A 25,296-nucleotide genomic window follows, 5' to 3' on the forward strand; every position below is an offset into this window, starting at 1 on the left:
TGTAAGGGAGCGCACCCGGACGCAGCCCTCGGCGGTGTCAGGGCGGGCGGGTCACCACCTGTGGTGCACCTGGGGGCGAATCCGGCGGTCGTAGAGCTCCCGCAGCGAGTCGAGGACGGCGTCCGGCAGCGGCCCCATCGACCCGACCGCTGCATTCGCGCGCGCCTGCGCCACCGAGGTAGCGCCCGGGATCACCGTGGTGACCCCCTGCTGCTCGGTGATCCACCGCAGTGCGGCCTGGGCCGGCGCCATGTCCGGCGGCACGAGCGCGGCGAACTCGGCTGCGGCCGCGACGCCCGTGGTGTAGTCGACGCCGGAGAAGGTTTCGCCGACGTCGAACTGCTCGCCGTTCCGGTTGAAGGCGCGGTGGTCGTCGTCGGCGAAGACCGTGTCCGTGCGGAACTTCCCCGACAGCAGACCCGAGGCGAGCGGGACCCGGGCGATGACTCCGACTCCCGCCGCCTGCGCGGCAGGCAGCACTCGCTCCAGGGGCTTGCGTCGGAAGAGGTTCAGGATGATCTGGAGTGACGCGACGTTCTCCCGGTCGAGCGCGGTGAGGGCCTGCGCGCAGGTCTCCACGCTGACGCCGTAGGCAGCGACCCGGCCTTCGTCGACCAGGGTGTCGAGGGCGTCGTACACGGCGTCGGAGGCGAAAACGGCCTCCGGCGGAGTGTGCAACTGCACCAGGTCGAGGGTGTCGACGCCGAGGTTGGCCCGGGAACGGTCCGCCCACGCGCGGAAGTTGTCGAGGGTGAAGGCACCGAGCTCCTGTGCCGCACGGCGCCCGAACTTGGTGGCGACCATGGGCCGCTCACCGGGCGAAGTGGTGAACTCCCTGAGGAAACGGCCGATCAACTGCTCGCTGCGCCCGTCCCCGTAGACATCGGCGGTGTCGAAGAAGTCGACACCGGATTCCACGGAAGCGTCGAGGACGGCGCGGACGTCGTGCTCCTCGACGTGGTGCCATCCACCGCCGAACTGCCAAGTACCCAGGCCGACTACGGAGATTTTCCGTCCGCTCTTGGTCAGCAGTCGTCTCTCCACGAAAGTGCCTCCTTGAACATGAGCGCCGCGCGACGCCGACCTGACGTCGAGGCGGGGTTGGTGGGTCGCAAACGCATGAGTCGGGTCACGAGGGCTCGTCGGAGAGCACCTCGTCGACGAGCGGGCTGCTGAACTTTCCCTCCGGGTCGCGCTTGCTCACCAGTTCGCGGAAATCCGAGGCCCGGCGGTAGCCGGCGCGAAGGCGGGGGCCGTCCATCGCGGTGAGCTTCGCCCAGTGCGGTCGCGCGCCGAGCGGTGCCAGCGCTCTCTCGACCGCGTCGAGCACCGGGGGCAGGCGGCCGATGTCCTTCGTCCAGGTGAAATGGAAGGTCACGGAGTCCTGTTCGAACGCCGGGCTCAGCCACAGTCCGTCTCCCCGGACCGTGCGCACCTCGCCGACCTGGAGAACCGGGGCCAGGAGCGGGCACAGCTCGCGGAGAGCCGCGAACGCCGCGGGCGCGGCGGCGCGCGGCACGAAGTACTCCGACTGCAACTCGCCACCGACCCCGCCCGTGGTGCCGGCCCGGACATGCGGCAGCCGCTCGTTCCACGGTCCCGGAACGCCTGACTGATCGGTGCACGGACTCGGGTCGGCCCCTGGCACCGGGCTCGTCGGACGGTCGGCGGGGACTCCGAGCCGTAGTCCCGGGCCGGGCCGGTCGACGCGCTGCTTGAGCCAGACGACCGCCTCGTCCGCCCACGTCGTGAAGAGACTGACGCTGTATGCGGCCCCGAAGACCGCAGCCAGCCCGTCCGCCGCCTGCACCTCGTCCAACGGCACCCGTATGCGCACCGACTGGGCCACCTCGTAGGCGGGTTCGATCCGCAGGGTCAGCCGGGAGACCACCCCCAGCGCACCGAGCGCGACCACGCCGCCGGCGAAGGTGTCCTGATCGACCTCGCTGCTCTGCTCGACGAAGTCGCCCTCGGGGCCGATCAGTTGCATACCGGCCACGGCCGCTGCGAGGCCCTGCTGGGTGTCTCCCGAGCCGTGGGTCCCGGTGGCGCAGGCGCCGGCAACCGTGATGTCGGAGAGCGACGCCAGGTTCGCCAGCGCATAGCCCGCCCGTTGCAACGCGGCGGCCACGTCGGTGTACCGCATGCCTGCGCTCACCGTCGCGGTCTGCGACCCGGCATCGATCTCCACGCTCGGAGGAAGCCGGTCCAGGGACACGAGCCTTCCCGATGTGGGGAGCAGCCCGGAGAAGGAGTGCCGAGCACCGAGTACCCGGACGCGTGTGCTTTCCGCGACGATACGGCGCAGCTTGTCCACCGACTCGGGGCGCGCGAGGTACGGCGCACCGAGATCCAGGTTGCCCGCCCAGTTGCGCAGCCCGGTCATACGGCACCCGCCGGGGACTGCGCCGCACCGTCGACCATCGCGTCGGCCCGTACGAAGGTGTAGCCGCGCGCCAACAGGCCCTCGATGAGCCGCGGTAGCGCAGCAACCGTCGGGGCGCGGTCGCCGCCGCCGTCGTGCAGCAGGACGACCGAACCCGGGCGGACCTCGGCCAGCACGTCCCGGGCGATGTCGTCCGCCGTACGCATCGCCCAGTCGTCCGGCGCCACGTCCCAGAGCACGGTGGTGACGCCGAACGCCGGCAGTCGGCTCAGCATTTCAGGGGTGCGCGCGCCGTAGGGCGGCCGGAAGAGCCGGGGAGCCCCACCCCCGCTCGCCTCGGCGACGGCCTCGGCGGTGCGCTCGATCTGCTCGGCCGCCTGCGCTCGGGAGAGCTCCGGCAAGAAGGGGTGCGACCAGGTGTGGTTGCCCAGGGCGTGACCCTGCTCCCGCATCCGCACCAGGTGCTCGGCGAAGCCCGCCGTGTGGATTCCGAGGCAGAAGAAGGTCGCCGGGATGCCGTACCGCCCCAGGATGTCGAGGATGTGGTCCGTGTACGGCGGTAGTGGACCGTCGTCGAAGGTGAGTGCCACCTCGTGGCGGTCGCGCGGGCCGTGGCGGAGTAGCTGCCCGGCGGCCCTGAGTCGGCGGTCGGTGGTGGCCGACTCCGTTGTCTGGAGGGCCAGTTGGTCCTCGCGTCCGGTCTGCGTACCGCGGTGGCGCTCCAGGGGTACCAGGCCGTCGCCTCCGTCCAGGCCCGTCCGGGCCAGTACCTCCGCCGGGACCGAGCCGAAGAGCGGCCGCTCCGGCAGCAGCCGGGGGTCAGCGCGGTGGACGCGCAGCCCCGCGGCCATCAACCGGCCGTCGAGCGAGCCGTTGGTGCTCTCCACCACGACCGGCGCGAGGTCCTCGTACTCCCGTAGCCGCGCGGCGATTTCGTCCACGTGGGGGGAGGTGAACCCGGTCCGCTGTACGCACCGGCCGTTCCGATCGATCACCGCGAGACGGTAGCCGTCCGCGTGCCATGAGACTCCCGCATACACCATCTGACCTCACTTTCACTGAGGCTTGACGTACTCGCTGAAGTGCCGCTCGGCGAAGAGCTCGGGCCAGGCCGCCTCGTCGTAGTCGAGTTGCCGGCCGCGGCGCAGCGCCTCCCGCCAGAAGGGCTTGACCGGGGGCCACAGCGTTCCGGTCTGGCAATAGGAGGCGTCGACGAAGTAGCGCGGGCGCCCGGTTTGGCCCGGCTTCGTACGGCGGGTGTGGAACAGGGCCGAGTGGAGGAGCACCGTCGAGCCGGGCGGCAGGTCCTCGAAGAAGACCTCTCCGGGCAGCGGGTCGGTGCCCGCATGGGCGCGCGCGGACTTGTCGGCCACCTCGTGGTGCGAGCCGGGGAGGACGGCGAGCCCGGCCATGTCGGGATCGATACCGTCGAGGTAGTGCAGCGCGTGGACCATGGCGTGGGTCCGGTACGACTGGACGTGCTGCTCGTAGTCGTGGTGCCAGGGCTTGCCCGGCAGGTCGGGGGCGTGCCGGTCGCTGTGCATGTGGTGGTGGACGAAGCCGGGCCCGACGAGCTGGGATATCACCCCCAACAGCGGCTCGTGGACGAGCAGTTCGCCGTGCGCCGGCAGGTCGAGTTCGAGCACGGCCGGCGCCTCGCACGACGCGGGGTCGAGGGCGGCTGCGATGGTCTGGGCGCGCAGACCGGTATCGACCCAGCGGTCCACCTCCGACTTGACACGCTCCACCAGCCCACTGGGTAACAGTCCAGGCAATACAAGGTAACCGGACTGCTCGAACTGGGCGCTCTGCGCGGCATCGAGCCGAAGCGACCGCTCTGGCGTGTAGGTGCGATATGCGGGCACGATCAGGATTCCCTTCCTCAGCAGGAACCCGGTCGACGCAGGCACACAGCATGCAACCCAACTGTCATACCTGGCAACCGGAAAGAGCATGGTGCTTTACAAACTTGGCAATGACAGTGACACATATTCTTCGCATCAGTCAACATCCGAACAAGATTTGCCAAGGAGGCGGTCGACGGAGTCGCGCGGCGGCACGGCCGGCCGCGGACGCGACGAAGCCCGCCCCGCTCGGTGCGCGCGGGACGGGCGGTCCTGGCCGTGTCCGTGCTGGATCAGCGGCTGAGGCTGTTCTCCAGCGACTCGGCGAGCAGCAGCCAGATATCGGCGGCGAGATCGAGGTTCAGCGCCCGCCTGGCCTCCTCACCCAGCCGCTTGAGCTGGGCACGGCCCTGTTCCTGGTGTCCTTCGACGATCAGCAGCAAGCTGTCCAGGGTCTCGAGCCGGATCCGGTCGCGGTATGCGAGGACGAGCGCGTCGAAGTCCACCCCGCCGTAGGCGGCTCTGGCGTCCTCGTAGCGGCCCTCGGCGAAAGCGAGGTGCGCCTGCAGGACCAGCAACTCCTGCTCCTGCACCGGCGTCCCGACGATCGGCAGCGCCGCCTCCGCCTCCGTCAGGCAGGCGGAGGCCGCCTCCGTCCGGGGAGGCTTCGACTGCAGGTACAGGGAGGCCGCGGCGAGGCGCAGGCGCACCCACAGCACCGGGGCGACGTAGCTGTCGAGCGCCGCCATCGCTTGCTTCAGATAGGCGTCCACCGCCTCGTCGTCCCCCTGCCGCGAACAGACGGTGGCGGCGGACCAGAGGGCTTCGACACGCAGCGTGTCCGTCCGGCCCGCGACGAGCGACACCAGGTCCCGCACGTGCTCCATGGCCTCGGCCAGCCGGCCGAACTCCACCTCGGTGGAGACGAGTACGAGGAGCGCGCGCCCGGTGTCCTGAGAGGACAGCTCGTTCTGCTGCGCCACCCGGTATGCGCTGAGCGCCAGATCGAGCGCCCGCCCGACCTGGCCCGTCGACCGCAGGCACCGAGCCAGCTGGGTGCGGGAGCGGCACTGCAGCGTCGGGAGTCCGCTCTCGTCCGCGAGCGCCGAGAGGGACTCCAAGCAGGTCTGCTCCGCGGCGCGTTCGCCCTGCCGCTCCCGGTATCGAGCGATCAGCCACAGGGCTTGCCAGCGCAGCAGGGCGTCCTCGTCCGCCGCTTCGGCGAGCACGTCGACCAGCCCCTCGACGGCCTCGTCGCTCTCCGCGGAGGCAGCGATACTCAGCGCCTGCGTGAGCGGACTGGCGCCGTCGGCCCCGCCGGGCGGCGCGTCGAGGAGAGTGGAGCGGTCGACGTCCAACCGCTGCGCAAGGTGCGCGAGCACGCGCTCGGTGGGCGGCCGCGCGCCCGACTCCAGGCGCGAGAGGTATCCCGTGGAGATCTTTCCGTCGGCCAATGCGGCCTGGGACAAGCCACGTTGCACACGTATGGCCTTCAGGCGTGCCCCGAAGGACGAGTCAACAGTCATCCCGGTCCTGCCCTGCCGTTCCCTGCGTCCGTTAACAGGGACCTTACCTTCGGCTGCACCGAGGTGGCAATTCGCTTGTCCTCAGGTTGTCACATCAGAGCGGTGACAGGGACGCAGAAGGACCACGACAAATTGGGTAATTCTTCCCGCAAGCTGCTTGCCCGGCTACGGCAGTTCGGCGAAGTGTGGCAAGGAGAGCCGTTCCCGTTGCCAGGGACCTGTCGAAAGGAGACGCCCATGTCCGAAGGCACCGCTGCCGACACATGCGCAGCGACGAGCACGACCGAATCCGGTGAGATCGACTGGCCTTGAGCGGGACTCACCCGAGGAGCCGGGGCCGCCGGCCGGCGGGCCGCTGGCCGAAGCCGCCACCGCCACCGCCACCGCCACCCGAGAGTCGATCGAGCGACTTCGACGTACCGACGAACCCTTCGACGCCGACGCGGGCCCTCGAAGAGTGGGACCCAGCCATGGCGGCCCCGCCCGGGCAACGCCGCCGCGAGCCTCCCCGCGCGCCGCGACGTACGCGCCCGGGGAGTTCCCGCGTCATCCCGCGCGGCAGTTGACGCGCCGATCGTCCCGGTCGACGTAGCCGGCGAGACGCTCCGTCACGTCCGGCCCCGGCTCCAGACCACAGAGCCGCCACACGCGGCTGCTGTCGTACCAGTGGTCCTGGGTGAGCAGCGCGTACTGGTGCGCCGTCAGTTCCGGGAGGGCGCGCCCGACGGACTCCCGGTGCACTTCGCGCGGGGGGCCGCCCCGCGGCCGCCCCGAGCCGAGCAGCCGGGACAGGGCGAGCACCAGGCTGCGCATCTGCACGGGCCGCGGATGCGCCGCGTGGTACACCTCGCCCTGTCCCGTCACCGGTTGCTGCACCAACGCGCGTACGAGCCTCGCGAGTTCCTCGACCGCGATCGTCGAGCTGTACGAGAGGGCCGTCCCGCCCCAGGAAGGCACCCGCTCCAACAAGCGGATCAGCGTGGGGAGTACCCACTTGTCGCCCTTCCCGAGAATCAGATGCGGCCGCAGAACGACGCCGCCCGCAGCACGCACTGCTTCCTCCGCGGCAAGCCGGGACGCACTCGCCGCCGACTGCGGCGACGGCGCCAACTCCCCCTCGGCGGCGCCGCGGTGGGGCCCCGCACCGTAGACGGCAGCCGTACTCACGTAGAGCACGCGCCGGATGCCCGCTCGGTCCGCCGCGTCGATCAGCGTCCGCGTTCCGCGGTGGTTGACCGCGTCGCACCGCGCTCGGTCGCGGCCCACGTAACTGGCGGCGTGCACCAGAGCGGTCGCCCCCGAACAGGCGGCCGCCAACGTCTCCGGAGCGGTCAGGTCTCCGGAGACGTACTCGACGCCGTCCCCGGGCACCGCTTCCCGCCGAGGCGGCCGGCGTGCAAGCACCCGTACCCGGGGCGCCGTCCGGGACCTCGCCCGCACCGCGACCAACTCGCGTACCACGGCCCGTCCGACGAACCCGGTACCGCCCGCGACCAGGACCGTCCCGGGGTGCTCGCTCCGGACTCCGGTCGGGGCCGAGTTCACGGCCGGTCGCCTTCCTCGATGCCGACACGGCACGAGCCGACGACCGCTCCCTCCTGCTCGAAGTCGACGGCCAGCTCGTACTGCCCGGCGGCCTTCCGCCGAGGCGGGGAGCTCTTGACCAGGCAGGGCGAGTTGAACTCCACGTACCGCGTGAACGCGGCGGCGCAGTCGGTGAGGAGGCCTTCGGGACGTCCGAGTTCGGCGAGTGCCTTCTGCCGCGCCGCTTCCAGGAGGACCATCCCGGGCACGTGGTCGACGGGGTGGTCGAAGAGCACCGGGTGGCTCGCGTCCACCCGCAGCACGGTCGGAGTCCCGGGAGCGAGGACGACGTCGAACCCGGTGCTGCGTCCCACGAGTCGGGGGCTGACCGCCGACGGGACGCCGGCGGGCGGGCGGGCACCGAGCCGGTCCCCGCGAAGCCGCCGATAGATCCGGTCGGCGATGACCTGCGCGGAGAGGTGGCCGGCACCGATGCGCTCGCCGTCCCGGTAGGCCGTCACGTCGTAGGCGTACGCCGTGACGCTGCCGCGTCTCCGTACGACCTCCGAGAAGGCGACTTCCAGCACGATGTTGGCGGGGCCGTCGGCGAGCCGGGCGCCCTTCTCCGTCATGGTGAACCAGGTGTTGTCGGTGACGAAGTGGCTGCCGAGGGGGACGTCCAGCTCCTGGTGGGCGAGGAAGAGGCCCACCTGGCGGATGCCCTCGGCGAAGAGCATCGGATCGTGCCAACGCCCCGCCACCGCCCCGTAGTAGCTGTGGCCGCGCGGCCACTGCACTCCGACGCGGAAGATGCCGCTGCTGCGCCGGAACCCCGTCAGCAGAACCTCCGAGACGGCGTCGCGGTGGACGAGTCTGCGGGGCACGGATTGCTCGAATAACTCCGGTTCGTCGAGCACTTGCCCAACGTAAGCCGACCGGTCGGCTTGGATCAGTGCACTCATCAGAGCCTCCCTACATGCGTGTCCCCAGGCCGGGACACGGTAGTTGAGCAGGTGAAAGGCGGGGCGGCGCGCCCGGCCTCAGTGGTGCGACTGCCGTTATAGTACCGGCCGACTGGTATTTAAAAGCAAGCAAGCGCAATAATGTCACCTCGGAGCCGCGGTGCCCCAGGCGCCGGACCGCAGCAGCTACGCCGCGGCGGAGGGAGAAGTTCAGTGGGAGTGCGACGTGAGCGAGCAGAGCTCACACGGCAGGCGATCCTCGACGGAGCGGCAGTAGCATTCGACGCGGGCGGCTTCGGCAGTACGAGCCTGGGCGACATCGCCAAGCAGACGGGCGTGACCAAGGGCGCCATGTACTTTCACTTCCCGTCCAAGGAAGCCCTCGCCCACGAGCTGATGTCGAACCAGTTCAGCATCCTGTCCCTGCTGCCGAAAGCAGAGCGCCCCGGCGTGCAGACGGCCATCGACATCAGCCACCTCATGGCGCACGGGCTGCGCAGCCGGGCGCGGATCAGCGCCGGCATCCGTCTCGTGATGGAGTTCGGTTCCTTCACCGACCCGGACCCGGCCTTCTACAACGGCTGGATCGAGAACATGAGGGACAGTCTCGCCCCCGCGCAGGGGCGAGGCGACGTCAAGCCCGAGATCAACGTCGGCGACCTCGCGACGTACGTGGTCGGGGCGTTCGCGGGGATCCAGGTGGCCTCTCATGTGCGCGCCCGCCGCAAGGATCTGCACGCGCGGGTCACCGACATGTGGACCTGGCAGCTACCCGGCATCGTCCCCGCGCGTCGCGTCTCACGCTTCCGGCCCGAGGGTTCGGCCGAGTTGTGGGAAGTGATCGAGCAGGACAAGGCCGAACTGGCCGCTCAATCCGCCGAAGGACCCACGCGCTCGGGGAGTTGAGCACGCGGTCCTGCCGCTGACGCACCCGTCGTGCCGTCCGACGTCGAACCAGTCGACGGGGCACGTGTGCGCACCGGGGGCGCGTTGCCGACCACGGCCAAGAGCGGCAGCACCAGCGCCCACAGGCGACTGAGCCACTCCTCCACCTCGTCCCGGGGCACGCCCACCCAGGTCAGGGTCTCGACGCCGGAGACGACGGCCGTCACGAGGGCGCGTGCCGACGCGTCCGCGACAGCGGGCCCGAGTTCGCCGTTTTTCCTGGCCAGTTCGAGAAGCCGCCAGAGCCGCCCGAAGCAGAGGGAAAAGAAGTCCAGCGGAGTGGGGTCGCCCTGCGCCCGCTCCCGGGAGATGCGCACACTCGCCCGGACGAACGGGTCGTCGCGCAGCACCGTGTTGAGGAAGTGGGAGAGGTCGACGAGCACTTGCAGGATGTACGGCTCGCCCTCCGTGAGCTCTTCCACGGCGGTCTCCAGCAGATCCTGGCTGCGCGACTGCACCGCCCCCGCCAGTTGGTCCTTCGTCGCGAAGTGACCGAAGAGCGCGCCCTTGGTCACTCCGGCGTCGCGGCTGACATCGGCGAGCGTTGCCCGGGCGAAGCCGTGCTCGGCAATCTCCTCGGCGGCGGCGGCCACGAGGCGTTCCCGCGTGCGCGCCGAACGCTGCTGCTTCACCATCTTGGCCAACCTCACGCGTCTGCGGTGCCCAGTACCGGCCGGATGACTCGACTTGCGCCGGCTGCCCATCGTCTCGACAGATTAGAAACTGGTCACCCGGTATGTCAAAGCATACCGGTTGGCCAGTAATTCACAACTACCCGACAGCGCTGACCAGTTGCTTCCACTTGGCCGTAGGTTCAAGCGCTACCACGAAGAGGCCACGCCCCGACTCAACTTCGCCCGTACGGCCTCCAGACGCCGCTCCATCCCGGACCCGGATCTGCGCGCCGCCACGGAGCCGCCCTCGCTCCTCGTCAAGCAGCCCCCATACGTGTCAACTCCTTGCCCAGTTTGTGACTAGCCTGACAACATGGGGGTCATGACGGCTGCGTCCAACCGAACGGCACCGCCGGGTGGGCAGTGGTTGCGGCGCGGCCGGCGCCTCGTCCGGTAACCGACGAGTGACCGACATCAGGGCGAAACGCCGCCCCACCGCAGGCAACCCCGCCCGGGGTGCCCCACCGAGAGCCACGCGCACGCGAACCGTACGAGCGGTACGACGCAGGCCGGCCTCCCCGACCGGCCCGGCTGCAACGCGCGCCTCCGACGCACAGAAAGGTGCCCGCGCATGGGACCTCCTGTACAGCTGCTGCGCAACCGTGCAGCCCGCTGGCTGACCATCCTCTCGTTACTCAGGCACGTTCCGGCCGGAGCAGCGATCACCTCCCTGCTGCTCAACATCGTCCTCGGACTGCTGCCCATCTCCTTCGTCGTCGGGATGAGCATCCTGCTCCAGCGCGTCCCGGCCGCCGAAGCCGCGGGCGGCGGCTCTCCGGAGTGGTCCGCGCTGCTGCTCGTCCTCGTCCTTTCCGGTCTCGCCTTCGGTCTCCAGCAGTCGCTGATGGCCTTTCAGGAGGCGACGGGCGAGGTGGTGATGCGCCACGTGGACCGGCACTGCCGGAACGAGTTGATGCACGCGGCGCTCTCCGAGGCGCCGGCCGTCGCCCTCGACAACCCGGCCATGCTCGACCGACTGACCGTGGCCAGAGAGGCGTTCGACCGGACGTCCGCGTCCCCCGGCGACGCCGCCGCCGGCGCGCTCGCCTTGGTGGCCCGCTACACCCAACTCCTCGCGGCCGCCGTCCTCGTGGGGTACGCGGTGTCTCCCGTGGCCGCCGTCGTCATCGGACTGACGGCTCTGACCATCCGATACGGTCAGCGCGGCTCGCTCGGCCGCTTCGGCGACTTCTACGACGGCCTCGCCTCCATGAAACGCCGCGCCACGTACGTCAAGTACCTCGGCTCGGGCGTGCAGGCCGCGAAGGAGACCCGGCTGCTCGGTCTGCTCGGCTGGTTGCTGGCCCGCCACACCGCGGAGCACCGCGCGTACCTCACCACCATGTGGCGAGGCCGGCGTCGGCTGCTGGGGCCGCCGTTCCTCGTGCTCTCCGCGGTCGGTCTGACCGGTGCCACCGTCGTCGTCGGCATGTTGGCCCAGAACGCGGTCGAGGGGTCGATGTCACTCCTCCACCTGGGCATCGCGCTCCAGGCGCTGCTGATCCTCATCCGCTTCGGCGTCTACTTCCCGGAAGCCGATGTGCAAACCCAGTACGGCTCCCTCGCCTACCAGGCCCTGCGCTCCTTCCGCGACGGCTCCCGCGCCCTCGCCGAGCGGAAGACCGCAGTGGGCAACGCCTCGGCCGACGGGCTGCCCGGGGAGGCGATCCGTTTCCACGGCGTCAGCTTCCGCTACCGCGACGACGCACCCCCGGTGCTCGACGCCCTCGACCTGGAGCTCCCCGCCGGCACCTCCACCGCTGTCGTGGGCGTCAACGGCGCGGGCAAGACGACCCTCGTAAAGCTGCTGACCGGGCTGTTCGCACCCACCACGGGCCACCTTTCGGTCGACGGCCGGGATCTCGCCACGCTCGCCCCCGAGGAGTGGCACCGCCGCCTCGCGGTCATCTTCCAGGACTACGTGCGCTACGAGTTGAGCGCAGCGGACAACATCGGCATGGGAGCACCGCACGCCCCGGCCGACGACTCAGAGCTGCTCGCCGCGGCCCGGCGCGCAGGCGCCACCGAGGCGCTGGCCGCCCTGCCCGACGGGCTGCGCACCGTGCTCTCCCGGCAGTACGAAGGCGGCCGCGACCTCTCGGGCGGGCAGTGGCAGCGGATCGCGTTGGCCCGGGCCCTGCACGCCGTCCACACGGGGGCCTCCGTGATGATCCTCGACGAGCCGACCGCGCAGCTCGACGTCCGCGCCGAAGTGGAGTTCTTCGACCGCTTCCTGGAGATCACGCGCGGCCTGACCACCGTCGTCATCTCGCACCGCTTCTCCACGGTCCGCCGCGCCGACCGGATCGTGGTGATCGACGGCGGCCGGGTCGTCGAGCAGGGCACCCACGACGAACTCCTCGCCGCGGACGGCCAGTACGCCAGGCTCTTCCACCTCCAGGCCGAGCGCTTCGCCGACGAGCCCTCCCCCGCCCACCACCCGACGCCCACGACGGATGTGGTCTCATGACGTCCCGTGTCCACACCGCGCGCTGGCTGCTTGCGGCCGCCTGGCGCGCCGACCCCCGCAAACTCCTCGCCGCTGCCGCCCTGTTGCTCGTGGGACACCTCGCCACGCCGGCCGTGGCGCTGGCCCTGCGCAGCTTCACCGATCGGGTCCTCGCGAACGACCTCGGTCCCGGGCTGCTCGCCGGCGGCGTCATCGCGGCGATCCTCGTCGCCGAGCTGATGCTCGGGCACTTCGCCCACCTCTACTACTTCGAGGTGGGCGAACAGGCGGAAGCAGAGGTCAACGCCGACCTCATCAGGTACGCCAACGGCAGCCCCGGAATGGAGCACCTCGACGACGCCGAGTTCGCCGACGCCGTCATCCTGGTCCGCGAGGAGGTGCAGAAACTCCGCGGCTACCTCGAAGCGCTGCTCCAACTCAGCGCCATGGCCGTACAGTTGACGATCACCACGCTGATCCTCGCCTCGCTCGAGCCATGGCTGCTCCTGCTGCCGCTGGGCGCGGTGCCCCCGGTCCTCATGGGCCGGTACGCGCAGCGCTTCGTGGACCGTTCGCGAACGGCCACCGCCGCCGACCTCCGGCTCGCCCGTCACCTGCTGCTCGTGGCGACCTCGGCGGCCTCCACCAAGGAGGTGCGGATCTTCGGTGCCGAGCAGGCCCTGCGTCAACGCCACGACACCGCCTGGCGGCGCGCCACCAGGAGGCTGTGCCAGGGGCGGCTGGCCGGGGCCGGGCTGCGTGCCCTCGGCCAGCTCGCGTTCACCCTCGCCTGCTGTTCCGCCATCTACCTCGTGCTGCGCAACGCCGTGGCCGGCACCGTGAGCATCGGCGACGTGGTCCTCACCGTCACTCTCGCCGTGCAGTTGAACGTCCAGGTCGGGGCGGGGCTCGGGATGCTCTCCACGCTCCAGGCCGCCGGGAACATGGTGGCGCGGCTGGCCCGACTGCGGGACTGGCCGATCCGTACCCGGCCCGCTCGCGCCGCGCGTTCGGCCGCCGCCGTCCCGCGCCGCCTGGAGCAGGGCATCCGGCTGGAGGGGGTGAGCTTCACCTACCCGGGCACCGACCGCACCGTGCTGCGGAACGTCACGCTCGACCTCCCGGCCGGCGGGACCACGGCACTCGTCGGTGAGAACGGCTCCGGGAAGAGCACCTTGGTCAAGCTGTTGTGCGGGCTGTACGAGCCTACGCACGGCCGGATCCTGGTGGACGGAACGGACCTGCGCGAGCTGACTCCGCAGGAATGGCAGGCCCGGGTGGGCTCGCTCTTCCAGGACTTCGCCCGCTTCGAGTTCACCCTGCGGGAGAACGTGGGCGTGGGCGACCTGGCGCGCCTCGACCAGGACGAGGCGCTCCTCGCCGGGCTGCGCACCGCGGGAGCCACGCACGTGGTGCAGCGGGTCCCGGGCGGTCTGGACGGCGTGGTCGGTCAGGGCTACGCCGACGGCGCCGAACTCTCCGGCGGTCAGTGGCAGTCCCTCGGCCTGGCCCGATCCACGCTCCGTGACCGGCCGTTGCTCCAAATCCTCGACGAGCCGGCGGCGGCGTTGGACGCGGCGGCGGAGCACGCCGTCTTCGAGCGTTTCGCCGGTGCCGCTCGGCAGGTCGGTGACGGCGGGGGCGTTACGGTCTTCGTCTCGCACCGCTTCTCGACCGTGCGGATGGCGGACCGCATTGCGGTACTGGAGCAGGGCGCCGTCCGCGAATACGGCAGCCACGGCGCGCTGATGGCACAGCGGGGTCTGTACGCCGACCTGTTCTCCCTCCAGGCCCGCAGCTACAGCTGACAGCGCCCCGTCCCGGCGCCACGAAGAGGCCCTGCCCACCCCAGGGTGAGCAGGGCCTCCGAGCGCTGCGAAGGGTTCACGCCATGGCCGGGTCGCGCTTCCCTTCCGCCACCGCGGCACCGGCCCGAACCCCCTCGAGCACCAGGGGCTGCAGCCACTCCCCCACCGCGGGCAGCCAGCGGGCGGGTACGACCCGGCGGACCGCGCCGGGCCCGAGCGTCGCCAGCGCCGCCCGTGCCACGGGCGCCTCCAGGTCCAAGGAGACGGCGTGCTCCCGGGCGAGATCCGCGGCCACCACACCGTGGAGGAACGCGACGATCCAGACCTCGAAGAGCGGTATCTCCCCCAGCCGGTCGGTGAGTCGGGCGTGCCCGGGGACCCGCGTCAGCGCCTCCTCCAGAGCCGTCGCCAGGTACTGCTCGGTGATGCCCCGTTGCCGCAGCGCCGCACGCGCCGACGTGCGTTCCCACCCGTCGAGGGTGGCGGCGTCGGGCAGGCACGCGTCCGCGTACTGACCCCAGAAGTCGTAGTACGGGATGGTGCTGAGGCCGGTGAGCAGCGTGTGCTCGCCGGCGGGTACCGCGCTCGCCGGCGGGAGGCAGGCACCCTTGCGCGGGCCGAAGACGCTGTTGCCCACGAGGCTGGACGACTCCTGGTCGTGGTCGGCCAGGTTGGCCACCGGGATCACCGTCCTCACCCGGCGCTCGACGAGATGGCCCAGGAGCGCCACGTCGTCCGGAGCGCCGTTGGCCTCCTCGGCCTGCGCATATGCCTCGAACCCGAGCGCCACCCCGGTCGGGAGGACGAGACCGACGCAGGGGATGTAGTCGTCCACCACGGGCGCCAGGGTGTACCCGAGCATGGCGGCGAGCCGGACCGCGTGGGCGGTACGCGAACCCCACTCGGTGAAGAGGGAGACCGCGTCGGTCGGCCGTGCGGCGAGCAGCTCCCGCAGGCGGGGCAGGAAATCCGCCACCGGCTGCGCGTCGTCCTGGAGCACCACGTGGTGAGTGGCGTCCGGAGCGGCGAGCGACCAGGCCAGCCGCGCCGTCCGCAGTGCCGAGGGCGGACCGTCCGGCTGCGGGTCGTAGACGACGCGGGGAGCCAGCTCGGGCAACCGCTCGGCCAACGCGTGTGCGGCCTCGGCGCGTTCGGGGTGCGCCATGACCGCGGCGGAGATGCTCACGTCCTGCTCGTGCGGTGCTGTGGGGTACGCGGAGGCGGCCACTGTGACTCCTTCTACGGGTGGGCGCTGTGGACGGGCGACACGGGCTCGTGGCCCGAAGACGCGGGGATGCGGCGGGGAGCGCCGGCGCAGACGCGTTCGGCCTCACGTCGGACGGCGCCGCGGAACGGCTCCGCCAACTGCTCGGTGAGGGGGAGCAGATGGCAGCTCTCGAACTCGTCGTCGTCGAACGGCAGGGTGAGTCCGACCAGCGGCAACACCCGCAGCCCCGCGGCCGAGTCGAAGAGCGCCTCGGCCTCGGCGTCGACGAGCCCGCCCGCGCCGTCCACGAGCGCGCCGACGGCCAGCGCCGGCCTGCCCTCGCGGAACCCCCGTACGACGGCCGGCCGCCGCCCGGCGGCCACCCGCGCCACCTCCGCCTCGGCCTGGGGGCACAGCCGGTGAGCCTCGAGCCAGCCGCCGAAGGCGATCGCCAACTCCAGCTCCAGGTGAGGCCATTTGGCCAGGTAGTAGCGGTTGGTGCGCCGGGCCGCGTCCTCCTGCGCGGAGAAGTCGCGGCGGTGCGGCAGATGCAGTCCGTAGACGTCGCCGGCCGGCAGCAGCGGAGTACCTGTGCGGCTGATGCGCAGCGCCCACTCCTGGTCCTCGGCGCCCCAGCCGGTGAAGCCCTCGTCGAGCCACAGGTCGTGCTGGTGCAGCGTCGATGTGGGCAGTGCCATCAGCCCGGTCCGGGCGAAGGCCCAGGGGAACCGGGCGAACGCCGGGGCGTACGCGGCGGAGAAGCGCGGGTCCAACCGGTGCCGGTCGGCGCCTTCCAGGTCGTCGAGCAACTTGCGGTAGTGCGCGTACGGTTGGATGTCGGGCGAGGCGGCATCGCTTTCGACGACCTCCTCGTAGCCCATGACCTGGCCGAGTACGCAGACTTTCTGGCCGTGCTGGAAGTACCGCTCCCACAGTGTCCGCAACGCATCCGGCGCAAGCGCCACGTCGGCGTCCACGACGACCACCACCCGGCCCGAGGCGTACCTGATGCCCAGGTTCCGGGCCCTGCTGGTGTTCCACGGTTCGGCGGTGAGGACGGAGGTCAGCGAGAGCCGCTCGGTGAAGCCGGCGGCGAGCGCGACGTAGGCCGGGTCGTACTCCATCGCACCGACGACGACCTCGAAGTCGGCGCTGTCCAGGGTCTGTTCGGCCAGGGATGTGAACACCGTCTCGATGTTGGCGAGGCGCTGCTTGTACGGGATGACGATGCTGAGCTTGGGTGCGGGGTCCCTCACTGTTCCTCCCTTTGGGAACACGGACCGAGCCCGGGCGGGACCCGTCCGCGAGCTGGATGGGCGGGGTAGGCGGTGTGCGACCCGGGCATCCGGCCGCACACCGCCGCCCTGCGAGGCGCACGTCCCTTTCTCGACGGCGGGGCGGCGGAGCACGCGTGCTCCGGCGCGAGCCCGTCCCTTCTCCGTGCGACCGGCCCTCGGGGGCGTCGCGGGGCGAGTGCGGGCGTCAAGTCACCGGAGTGGAGCGTGCGTTGCTCCCGCCGGCGGTTCGCGTGGGCGCGGTCGCGCGGAGACACGAGCGGGGGCGGAAGAAGGTTCGTCATGGCGCGTGCCTTTCTGACCGCCGAGGACGCCGTGCCTCCACGCACCTGCAGGACCGCGTGACGGACAACACCCAAGGTTGCCCTTCTTGGAAACTTTTGGCAAGGGAGGTTGCACGTCGACCGACGCGCCTGGGCACCCACGTGACCCGGCATCACGGCGCATCCGCCACCATGGAAAGCTGCACAAGCCGCCTCCTCGCAGGCAGCGCCGCTGCCGACACCTCGCATGCCGAAGTGGAGAGCTTGGCAGCGCTGTTGCCAAGCCTCGCGCCGTCAGGCATCCACGCGGTGGCCGCTACGGACCGGCGTCCGGCTGCGCACGGAGACCGCCCGCGCGCGGCCTCAACGGGCGTCCCGCTGGTGAGGCGCCGGTATCAGCGACGCAGCGACCGCCTTGTTCACGGCGTCCAGCCGCGACACCGCACCGAGCTTGCGGTAGATGTTGCGCAGATGGCGCTTGACGGTGCCCTCGGCGATGGAGAGTCTGCGAGCGATCTGTGCGTTGCTCAGCGCCTCGGCCGTCAGCCCGAGCACCTCGCGTTCCCGCGCCGAGAGCGCGTCGGCTGAGGCCTGACTCACGCGGTCGAACCCACGTTGCGTCACGGAGAGGATCACATGGCCCGGCTCCCGGTCCACGACCACGCTGTGCAGGGCCGAGAGCAGTTCGTGCCGCGTCGACCCCTTGACGAGGTACGCACTGGCGCCGAGAGCGAGCATCTCCCGGGCGAGCACGACATCGTCGTGCATGGTGAGCACGACCACGCGGCTCTTCGGGCAGGCGTGTGCGAGCCGAGGCAGCGTCTCCCGCACCTCCTGCCCGGGCATCTCCACGTCCAGGACGACGATGTCCGGACGCAGCTCGGCGGCCTTGCGGCATGCCTCTTCGCCGTCCCCCGCCGTACCCACCACCTCAAGGCCACCGGCAGCGGTGAGGATCTCCACGATCCCCTCGCGGAAGAGCGTGTGGTCATCCGCGATCAGGAGGCGCAGCGGCCTGCCCTCCGGTGTCGTCGCCACCCGGTTCCCCCCTCAACGGCACAAAGACCACGACTCTGGTCCCCTGGCCCGGCTGCGACTCCACCGTCACGCCGCCGCCGAGGAGTTCGGCGCGCTCGCGCATCGACAGCATGCCGCCGCGGCCGCGCGGAACCGTCGCCCGAGCGTCGAACCCGGCGCCGTCGTCCTCCACCACGGCTCGGACGCCGCCCGGCGAAACCCGCACGTGAACGGTCACCAGTGTCGCGCCCGCGTGCCGCGCCGCGTTGCGCTGCGCCTCACGGAGGAGCAGGAACAGCTCCTCGGTCACCTCGGCCGGCAGCGCGGACTCGTCCCCTGTGACACCGACCCGCACCTCGACTCCGCTCTCACCCAGCTGCGCCGCTTCACGAGCGAGCGCCGCCCGCAGCAGTGCCGCGTCGACCCGGTCCCGGAGGCCCGTCATGATCTCCCGGAGACTGGCCAGCGAACCGCGTACGGTGTCCCGCGCCGATTCGAGCCGCTCTCCGGCGCGGACGTGCTCCCCACTCTCTCGGTAAACGTCGTACAGCTCAAGCCAATTGAGCCCGGAGCCCAACTGCCCCGCCACCTCGTCGTGGAGCTCCCTGGCGATCCGGCGGCGTTCGTCGTCGTGAGCGCTGCGGACGCGTCGCAGGAGGTGGCCGACGTGCGCGACGGACCGCGCCGTGTGCCGGGAGACGATCCGACGGTGCAGCAGCGAGAAGAGCACCGCCGTCTCGGCGCCCGACGGCCGCTCGTCCTCGGGCGTCCTCAGCAGCACCACGGCGACCGCGTCGAAGAGCGCCGTCGCCGCACGCTCCGAGTCCGCGGGGTGCGTCCGTCCGGCCGCCGGAACGGTGCGGCCGGGCGCCCGAGTCGGCTGCGGCAGGTACGTGCCCCGGTGCAGTTCCGCGACGACGTGCAGGAGGACCTGCCGGGCCTCGGCCAGGTAGCGCCCGACGTCGCCTTCCTCTCGGAGCGACGCGCTGTCCGTACCGCGCAAGGCTGCCTCGTAGGCGGTGAGTACCCCTTCCAGGTGGGCGTCCAGCAGCGCCGCCGCGGCGCTCCCCACCCCCTGCCCCGTCGCCATCGCACCCCTTTCCGACCGGCTCAACTCTCCCTGTACTGCGAGAAGTTCGGCGTTCGCAGCGTATCCCCGCGGCTTCCGCCGAGAAAGCTCCGGACGCGGCCCCGCAAGGTGCACGCGCAGGCTCCGCGTTCCGGCGCCCGTACCCCGAAGGAGACATCGCGCCGTACTCCTCTGGGTACCGCCGCATCGCTCTTGTTGAAAACCGGTCGACCGGCTTGCAAAAATGGGCGCACGCCAGCCGTCAACGGACGGGTGAGCGGCTGAACGTCCCACCAACGGGGGGCACTGGATCGATGAACGTTCTGATCGTCGACGACGACAAAGCGGCAGCCGAGGAAATGGAGCGGACACTTTCACTGCACGGCCACCACACCCGACGGGTTCGCACCGGAGGCGAAGCCCTCGACCAACTCACCGGCGCGACACTCGTCCTGCTGGAACTCAGCCTGCCCGACCTGAAGGGGCACGAGGTCTGCCGCCGCATCCGCGCACGCTCCTGTGTCCCGGTCATCACGATCAGCGGGCACACCGACGAACTCGACCGTGTCATGGCCCTGCACCTGGGCGCGGACGACTTCATCACCAAGCCCGTGGGACGCCACGAGCTCATCGCCCGCATCCAGGCCGTCTTCCGGCGCACCGCCGGCTGCCCCGAACACGACGCCGGCACCACCGCCCACGTCGAGGACGCCGAACCGCCCGCGGCACCCGCGCCCTCGGCCACCGTCATCCCCGCGCCGACACAGCCCCCGACGGCCACCGCCGGGGAGCTGCGCGCCGGCCCCCTCCGGGTCAACCTGCGCACCCGCAAGGTGCTACTGGAGGAACTCGAAATCCGCACCACACGCAAGGAGTTCGACCTGCTCGCCCTGCTCCTCCGGGAGCCGGGGATCGTCCTGGAACGGCGGCGCATCATGGCCCAGGTGTGGAACGACAACTGGGCCGGCTCCACCCGTACCCTCGACGTCCACATCGGCTCGCTGCGCGCCAAGCTCGGCAGCACCGCGTGGATCGAGACCGTACGCGGTGTCGGCTACCGCCTCACCGTGCCGGCTGCCGCGATGGCCGTCCTCCCGGTAGGCCGGCCACGCCTTCGGCTGACGTGAAGTCGCCGCGAGGTTGACGCCCGACGTCGGCGGCAGAGTCGGGCTCTCACCGCTGGGGAGTCCCGGGGGCCTCGCCGTACGTCCGGCGGCGGCCGAGGGACGGACGGTCGACGGGCCCGTCGACCGCATGTCTCGCAGCCCACCGCAAGACGCTCACCGCAGCCCTGCCTGCCCGTACTCCCGAACACCGGGGTGCGCAACGGCCTCTTCGCCTGCCGCGCCGTCAAGCTCCGCGCCCGGCCGGGTTTCCGTCGGCCCGCCCCGGCCCTGCTGATCCGCAACCGGAACTCCGACGCCCCCGGCCCGTGCGGAGCCGGTCACGGTACCTCCTTCGAGCAGCTGACCGGGGGCCCTGTCAGCAAGGTAGAAGTGGCCGCCCGGAACGGTCAGTTGCCGGAACGGGCCGTTCGTCTCCGCTCTCCAGGCAGCGGACTGGGCGGTACTCACCGAGGGGTCCGCGTCACCCACGACGGCGCTGACCCGGCAGGTGAGAGGCGGTCCCGGGCGGTACTCGTAGGCGCTCAGCATGCGGAAATCGCCGATGACGTACGGCATGACGAGTTGTCTGAAGGCCGGGTCGGAGAGAAGCTCAGCGTCCGTGCCGCCCAGGGACAAGAGCCTCGCGGCGGCAGCGTCCGTGTCCTCGTCGAGGTCGGCGGGCCGCACCCGGCTCGAACGCGGGCTGGGGCATGCCGAAACGTGCAGATGCGAGAGCGCGATTCCACGGGCTTCGAGCCGCCGGGCGGCCTCGAAGGCCACCAGTGCTCCCATGCTGTGCCCGAAGAAGACCAACGGCGTTTCGTCGGACTGCTGCTCGACGACCGTGGCTATCTCCGCTGCCATCCCGGTCAGGCCGCCGGCCGGCGGGGCTTCCCCGATCCGGGCGGCCCGACCCGGGTAGCAGACCGCGTGCACTTCCGTGGTGCGCAGCTCGGACGCCCAGCGACGGAAGTAGGAGGCGGAACCTCCGGCATGCGGGAAGCAGACGAGTCGCCGCCGAGCGCGCGGGTCCGACCGCAGACACTGCAGCCAAGTCATCGCGGCGCCTTGCCGACCGGAGACGCACCGTCACTCGCGTCGTCCGTACGCGAGGCGCGCCTCCTGCGCGCCTGAAGAGCCAGGGCCCGCCTGTCTCGGCTGCGGGGTTCCGGGGCGGCGCTTCCCGCGCCGTCACCGCCTTCACGCACCAGGGCCGCCTGGGCGGCGACCGTGGTGTGCCGGAAGAGGTCGACGGGCGAGGGACGTACGCCCGTCTGTGCTTCCAAAGCGTCCTGGAGCCGGAACATCATCAGCGAATGTCCGCCGAGATCGAAGAAGTTGACGGTGGACGGGACCTCCGAGATGCCGAGCACTTCGCCCCATGCCGTGGCGACGCGGGCCGTCAGATCCGCGGCGGCCGTCCGGTCGCCCGGCGGTTGCCGACGTGCAGCGGGCGCTGCCGCGTCACGTGCCATCGCGCTCAGGGCCGCCCGGTCGACCTTGCCGTTGGCGGTGCGCGGGAGGCGGTCGAGGAGATGGATTCGGGCCGGGATCGTCGCAGCGGACAGGGTGCGCGCCAGTTCCGTGCGCATGTCCTCCTGAGTCGTGGAGTGCCGAGCCGAGACGAAGCCCACGAGCGAGGTGCGGCTGTCGTCCAGCACCACTGCGGCGTCACGGACCGCGGGGAGGCCGTGCAGCGCCGCTTCCACCGCACCGATTTCGATGCGATGGCCACGGATCTTGACCTGGTGGTCCCGGCGGCCGAGGAACTGCAGCGTTCCTTCGGCGCTCCAGCGCACGAGGTCCCCCGTCAGGTACATCCGCGCGTGCGTGTCACCGGCGAAGGGATCGCGGACGAAGGCGCGTTCGGTGGCGTCGGGCCGGCCGAAGTAGCCACGGGCCACGCCCGCGCCGCCGACGGCCAGTTCGCCCGTCACTCCCCGGGGAAGCAGGCGGCGGTCGTCGTCCAGGACATAGAGAGCGGCGCCAGGAACCGGTCCGCCGATGTCCGGGGACGCTGCTTGCTCGAAGAGGCGGTAGCTGGCCCAGACCGTCGTCTCGGTCGGCCCGTACTCGTTGACGAGGGAGGCCGTCTCGCCGAGCAGTCCGAAATGGCGCTCCAGCAGGTTCCCGGTCAGCGGTTCGCCCGCCACGACCACCGTGTCCAGGCAACGCAACCGATGGGCGCCCAGCGATTCGGCCGCGTCCAGCAGCACGCTGTGCAGCGAGGGGACGCACAAGAGGTGGGTGACACGGTGTTCTTCCACGAGCTTCACGAGGCGTTCCGTGTCCCGCACCTCGTCCTGCTGCGCGACCACGATCCGGCCACCCGCGGTGAGAGTGCCCCAGATGCCCGCCGCCGAGGAGTCGAAGGCGAGCGGAGACACCAGCAGGAACACCGGACGCCCCGGATAGACGCTGCGCCGGGCCGACGTCGAGGCAGCGAGCTGGGCATGCTCGACGACCACGCCTTTGGGCTCGCCTGTGGTACCGGAGGTGTAGATCAAGTAGGCGGCGTCGTTGGCGCCGCAGCTCACGGGCGTGGGGGTTGCCGTTTCTCCGGCGGTCCCGTCGAGGTCGACGGCGGGCAGGCCGAGCCCGGAGGCGCGGTCCCGGAGAGTGGCCGTCGTGAGCACGGCGGAAACCTGGGCGTCGGAGAACACCGCCGTTACGCGGTCGTCGGGCTGGGACGGGTCCACCGGCACGTAGGCGGCTCCGGCGTCCAGGACCCCCAGCACTCCCGCGATCATCGCGACTGAGGGCTCCGCGAGCACTCCGACCCGGTCGCCGGGGCCCACGCCGAGTGCCTGGAGCTGTTTGCTCAGAGCCTCGGCCCACCCGTCGAGCCCGGCGTAGTCGAGCCGGTCGCCTCCGGACACGACGGCTACGGCTCCCGGATTCTCAGCGGCCTGCCGGTGCACTGCGACGTGCACCGGCTCCAGCGGAGCAGCCGGCAGTGCGGAGCCGCGCCCGAGGGCGAGCAACTCGGCCCGCTCAGCGCCGACGACCGACTGCATGTCGTCCACCGGGGAGTCTTTCTCCGCGTTGGCCAGCGCGCTCAGCACCGCCTGCATTTCCCCGAGAAAGCGCAGCACATCGGCTTCGGGGTACCGCAAGCCGTCGTACTCGGCGGACAGTTCGACCGCATTCCCGCGCTCCTTGAGATCCACCACCAGTTCGTACTCGTCGCCGGGGCCTAGCGGGAGCGGACCGGCTCCGTCGGCCGTGTGCCGCAGCAGCATTCGCCGAGCAGGCATGTCCGACCACTCGGCGGGCCGGCCGCCGCTCCTGGGCCCACCGTTCTCGTACGCGGATCGGACCTCCGTGAGCAGGTCCGTGCATGTGCTGCCTGATGGCAACCGCACGGCCACCGGGACGGCAACGGTCGTGTCAGTGGTGAGGGTGTCGGTGACAGTCAGGGCGTGACCGGCGCGGCGGCTGAGAACGATCGCGAGTGCCGCGAGGCCGACGGAGTGCACCGTGCAGCCGTGCCGATCGGCAGTGGCCTGCGGGGAAACACGCACGTCGGTCGGGAGCAGCGCGGTCGTGCGCCGTACCGGGCCTGAGGAGTCGGTCTCGGCAAGGCCGAGCGGATGCGCACCGCAGGCATCGCGCAGGTCACGGCCGTCGGACGCGGGGAGAGAGCATGCCATGGAAACTCCTTACTGACGGTCGGTGGGTGGGTGAGCGGAGTGACAGCGTGCGGCGACAGTAGCCCTCCGGCAGAAGGCTGGGCAAGTATTCTTCGCAATATTGGCAAGCCAGTGCCAGCTTCTTGCCAAGACTGGCAAGGAGGTCTTAGCGTCGGGACAGGTCGCACCGAACGAGCAGGTCGGCACGGTTTCGCCAAGAGGGAGCTGTCTTGCCCATTTCCCCCTCCGCCTCCCGCGGCTCCACCCTTGCCCAGCCTTCTGCCAGGCGAGTGAACGTCCTGGTCATGTCGGTCGCGGGGGCTGTCACGGTTGCCAACATCTACTATCCGCAGCCTCTCCTGGAGGCGATCGCCCGCAGCCTCGACATCTCGGAGAACAGCGCAGGTCTCATAGCCTCCGCAGCCCAGATCGGCTACGCGATCGGCATCCTGCTCATCGTGCCGCTCGCCGACGTCGCCCGGGTCCGGCGGCTGACCACTGCGCTGCTCACCGCCACCAGCGTCGCGCTGCTGGTCGCCGCGGCCGCTCCCAACCTGCTCACCCTCACGGTCGCCACCCTTGCCGTCTCCACAGCCACGGTGGTGCCGCAGGTCATCACGCCCGTTGCGGCCGCCATGGCAGGTCCGCAACGCAGCGGCCAGGTCGTCGGCCTCATCAGTCTCGGACTGACCCTCGGCTCGACACTCTCGCGCACGGTGTCCGGGACGATTTCCGACGCGGCCGGCAATTGGCGCGCGGCGTACCTGGTCGCGGCGGCCCTCACCGCTGCTCTCGTTCTCGTTCTCCCGCGCTGCATGCCGGAGCGGCTCCATCGCGAGGGCAACCGAATGCCGTATCACCGACTGCTGGCAAGCCTGCCCGGACTGCTCGCAGCCCATCGTGAAGTGCGCCTGGCCGCGTTCCTCGGGGCAACGGTGCTCGCCGCTTACAACGCCTTCTGGGCCATCCTCTCGTTCCACATAGCCGGCGCTCCGTTCCATCGGGGGGCCGGCTTCGTCGGTCTCTTCAGCCTGTTCACGCTCCCCGTGGCACTGATGTCCGCATACGCGGGCCGGCTCAACGACCGATACGGGCCGACCGCGGTCAACGCGTGGGCACTTGCCTGTATCGGTGCGGCATTCGCCTCGTTCGGTTTATTCGGACACTCGATGGTCGCCCTCGTGATCGGCAGCAACTTCCTGACACTCGGTACCAGCGCCAGCCAAATCGCCAACCAGGCCCGCATCTTCGTGCTCGGCGGGGAGACCGCGGCTCGACTGAACACCATTTTCATGCTCTCGTCCTTCGCCGGCGGTGCCATCGGTTCGCTCGCCGCCGCGTCCGCCTACGAAGTCCATGGCTGGACGGGCATGGTGCTGACGGGAACGGGCTTCACGGCATTGACCGCGGTGGCACTCGTCTGGGGCCTGGTACGGCGCGCCGGACCGGTCGCGGATTCCCCCTGACCCCCTTCCCTTCCGCCTCGGAGCAACACTCCCCGGCTTCCGCTTCCCGACCGGCCGGAGCCGCTGGGGCGTTCCGGGGGCCGTCCACTCCACGTGACCCCAACGCTTTCGCCGGAGGAAGTA

At 70.9% G+C, this 25,296-nt stretch carries 19 protein-coding genes; 5 read left to right on the plus strand and 14 right to left on the minus strand.

Translation table 11 applies throughout. From position 1 onward, the window contains the following. Positions 1-51: 51 nt before the first annotated feature. From UWG_RS0125425 to UWG_RS0125455, 7 genes are all read right to left on the minus strand, one after another. Positions 52-1,044, minus strand: a complete 993-nt coding sequence (locus UWG_RS0125425; RefSeq protein WP_016910013.1) for an aldo/keto reductase — start codon at positions 1,042-1,044, stop codon at positions 52-54. Between the two features lie 85 nt (positions 1,045-1,129). Further along, entirely contained in the window at positions 1,130-2,386 is a 1,257-nt protein-coding gene (locus UWG_RS0125430) for an FAD-binding protein (RefSeq protein WP_016910014.1), read from the minus strand. Next, a complete protein-coding gene (locus UWG_RS0125435) occupies positions 2,383-3,381 on the minus strand; it encodes a polysaccharide deacetylase family protein (RefSeq protein WP_237720286.1) in 999 nt (332 codons plus the stop codon). The genes UWG_RS0125430 and UWG_RS0125435 overlap by 4 nt, the downstream gene beginning before the upstream one ends. A gap of 60 nt (positions 3,382-3,441) precedes the next feature. Further along, positions 3,442-4,251, minus strand: a complete 810-nt coding sequence (locus UWG_RS0125440; protein ID WP_272943213.1) for a phytanoyl-CoA dioxygenase family protein — start codon at positions 4,249-4,251, stop codon at positions 3,442-3,444. A gap of 272 nt (positions 4,252-4,523) precedes the next feature. Then, positions 4,524-5,756, minus strand: a complete 1,233-nt coding sequence (locus UWG_RS0125445) for a helix-turn-helix domain-containing protein (RefSeq protein ID WP_029391769.1) — start codon at positions 5,754-5,756, stop codon at positions 4,524-4,526. A 546-nt stretch (positions 5,757-6,302) separates the two neighbouring features. Next, positions 6,303-7,301, minus strand: coding sequence for an NAD-dependent epimerase/dehydratase family protein (locus tag UWG_RS31000; RefSeq protein ID WP_016910018.1), 999 nt, complete (start codon positions 7,299-7,301; stop codon positions 6,303-6,305). After that, a complete protein-coding gene (locus UWG_RS0125455; RefSeq protein ID WP_237720288.1) occupies positions 7,298-8,197 on the minus strand; it encodes a ScbA/BarX family gamma-butyrolactone biosynthesis protein in 900 nt (299 codons plus the stop codon). The genes UWG_RS31000 and UWG_RS0125455 overlap by 4 nt, the downstream gene beginning before the upstream one ends. A 258-nt stretch (positions 8,198-8,455) precedes the next feature. On the opposite strand from UWG_RS0125455, the gene UWG_RS31005 reads away from it, so the two are divergent. Beyond that, a complete protein-coding gene (locus UWG_RS31005; protein WP_237720289.1) occupies positions 8,456-9,148 on the plus strand; it encodes a ScbR family autoregulator-binding transcription factor in 693 nt (230 codons plus the stop codon). Here the strand turns inward: UWG_RS31005 and UWG_RS31010 are convergent. Next, positions 9,112-9,822, minus strand: coding sequence for a ScbR family autoregulator-binding transcription factor (locus UWG_RS31010; protein ID WP_016910021.1), 711 nt, complete (start codon positions 9,820-9,822; stop codon positions 9,112-9,114). The two genes, UWG_RS31005 and UWG_RS31010, sit on opposite strands and share 37 nt — an antisense overlap. 610 nt (positions 9,823-10,432) lie before the next feature. On the opposite strand from UWG_RS31010, the gene UWG_RS0125470 reads away from it, so the two are divergent. Together UWG_RS0125470 and UWG_RS0125475 are read left to right on the plus strand one after the other, a co-directional pair. Next, positions 10,433-12,331 carry an ABC transporter ATP-binding protein gene (locus tag UWG_RS0125470; protein WP_016910022.1) on the plus strand — a complete coding sequence of 633 codons (1,899 nt, stop codon included), beginning with the start codon at positions 10,433-10,435 and terminating at the stop codon, positions 12,329-12,331. Further along, positions 12,328-14,118, plus strand: a complete 1,791-nt coding sequence (locus tag UWG_RS0125475; protein WP_016910023.1) for an ABC transporter ATP-binding protein — start codon at positions 12,328-12,330, stop codon at positions 14,116-14,118. Before UWG_RS0125470 ends, UWG_RS0125475 begins: the two co-directional genes overlap by 4 nt. Positions 14,119-14,194: 76 nt before the next feature. Here the strand turns inward: UWG_RS0125475 and UWG_RS0125480 are convergent, their stop codons facing one another. From UWG_RS0125480 to UWG_RS31820, 4 genes are all read right to left on the minus strand, one after another. Continuing rightward, a complete protein-coding gene (locus UWG_RS0125480; RefSeq protein ID WP_016910024.1) occupies positions 14,195-15,346 on the minus strand; it encodes a hypothetical protein in 1,152 nt (383 codons plus the stop codon). An 11-nt stretch (positions 15,347-15,357) separates the two neighbouring features. After that, entirely contained in the window at positions 15,358-16,581 is a 1,224-nt protein-coding gene (locus UWG_RS0125485; RefSeq protein WP_016910025.1) for a glycosyltransferase, read from the minus strand. A gap of 665 nt (positions 16,582-17,246) precedes the next feature. After that, positions 17,247-17,921, minus strand: coding sequence for a response regulator (locus UWG_RS0125490; RefSeq protein ID WP_016910026.1), 675 nt, complete (start codon positions 17,919-17,921; stop codon positions 17,247-17,249). Further along, positions 17,872-18,990, minus strand: a complete 1,119-nt coding sequence (locus UWG_RS31820; RefSeq protein WP_016910027.1) for a sensor histidine kinase — start codon at positions 18,988-18,990, stop codon at positions 17,872-17,874. The genes UWG_RS0125490 and UWG_RS31820 overlap by 50 nt, the downstream gene beginning before the upstream one ends. A gap of 293 nt (positions 18,991-19,283) precedes the next feature. On the opposite strand from UWG_RS31820, the gene UWG_RS31020 reads away from it, so the two are divergent. Further along, a complete protein-coding gene (locus tag UWG_RS31020; RefSeq protein WP_016910028.1) occupies positions 19,284-20,096 on the plus strand; it encodes a response regulator transcription factor in 813 nt (270 codons plus the stop codon). Between the two features lie 153 nt (positions 20,097-20,249). Here UWG_RS31020 and UWG_RS31025 read toward each other — a convergent pair whose 3' ends face one another. Together UWG_RS31025 and UWG_RS31030 are read right to left on the minus strand one after the other, a co-directional pair. Next, entirely contained in the window at positions 20,250-21,134 is an 885-nt protein-coding gene (locus UWG_RS31025) for a thioesterase II family protein (RefSeq protein WP_078495736.1), read from the minus strand. Beyond that, entirely contained in the window at positions 21,131-23,332 is a 2,202-nt protein-coding gene (locus tag UWG_RS31030) for a non-ribosomal peptide synthetase (protein ID WP_202800761.1), read from the minus strand. Before UWG_RS31030 ends, UWG_RS31025 begins: the two co-directional genes overlap by 4 nt. A gap of 665 nt (positions 23,333-23,997) precedes the next feature. Here UWG_RS31030 and UWG_RS31035 point away from each other — a divergent pair. After that, entirely contained in the window at positions 23,998-25,173 is a 1,176-nt protein-coding gene (locus UWG_RS31035) for an MFS transporter (protein ID WP_237720290.1), read from the plus strand. Positions 25,174-25,296 lie beyond the last annotated feature (123 nt).

The organism is Streptomyces xiaopingdaonensis, from assembly GCF_000262345.1.
Lineage (GTDB): Bacteria > Actinomycetota > Actinomycetes > Streptomycetales > Streptomycetaceae > Streptomyces > Streptomyces xiaopingdaonensis.

Excerpts from the sequence above, each read along its gene's own strand:
- UWG_RS0125430 (WP_016910014.1), bottom strand. The coding sequence starts at position 2,386 with ATGACCGGGCTGCGCAACTGGGCGGGCAACCTGGATCTCGGTGCGCCG.
- UWG_RS0125445 (WP_029391769.1), bottom strand. The coding sequence starts at position 5,756 with ATGACTGTTGACTCGTCCTTCGGGGCACGCCTGAAGGCCATACGTGTG.
- UWG_RS31010 (WP_016910021.1), bottom strand. The coding sequence starts at position 9,822 with ATGGTGAAGCAGCAGCGTTCGGCGCGCACGCGGGAACGCCTCGTGGCC.
- UWG_RS0125470 (WP_016910022.1), top strand. The coding sequence starts at position 10,433 with ATGGGACCTCCTGTACAGCTGCTGCGCAACCGTGCAGCCCGCTGGCTG.
- UWG_RS0125475 (WP_016910023.1), top strand. The coding sequence starts at position 12,328 with ATGACGTCCCGTGTCCACACCGCGCGCTGGCTGCTTGCGGCCGCCTGG.
- UWG_RS31820 (WP_016910027.1), bottom strand. The coding sequence starts at position 18,990 with ATGGCGACGGGGCAGGGGGTGGGGAGCGCCGCGGCGGCGCTGCTGGAC.
- UWG_RS31020 (WP_016910028.1), top strand. The coding sequence starts at position 19,284 with ATGAACGTTCTGATCGTCGACGACGACAAAGCGGCAGCCGAGGAAATG.
- UWG_RS31025 (WP_078495736.1), bottom strand. The coding sequence starts at position 21,134 with ATGACTTGGCTGCAGTGTCTGCGGTCGGACCCGCGCGCTCGGCGGCGA.
- UWG_RS31030 (WP_202800761.1), bottom strand. The coding sequence starts at position 23,332 with ATGCCTGCTCGGCGAATGCTGCTGCGGCACACGGCCGACGGAGCCGGT.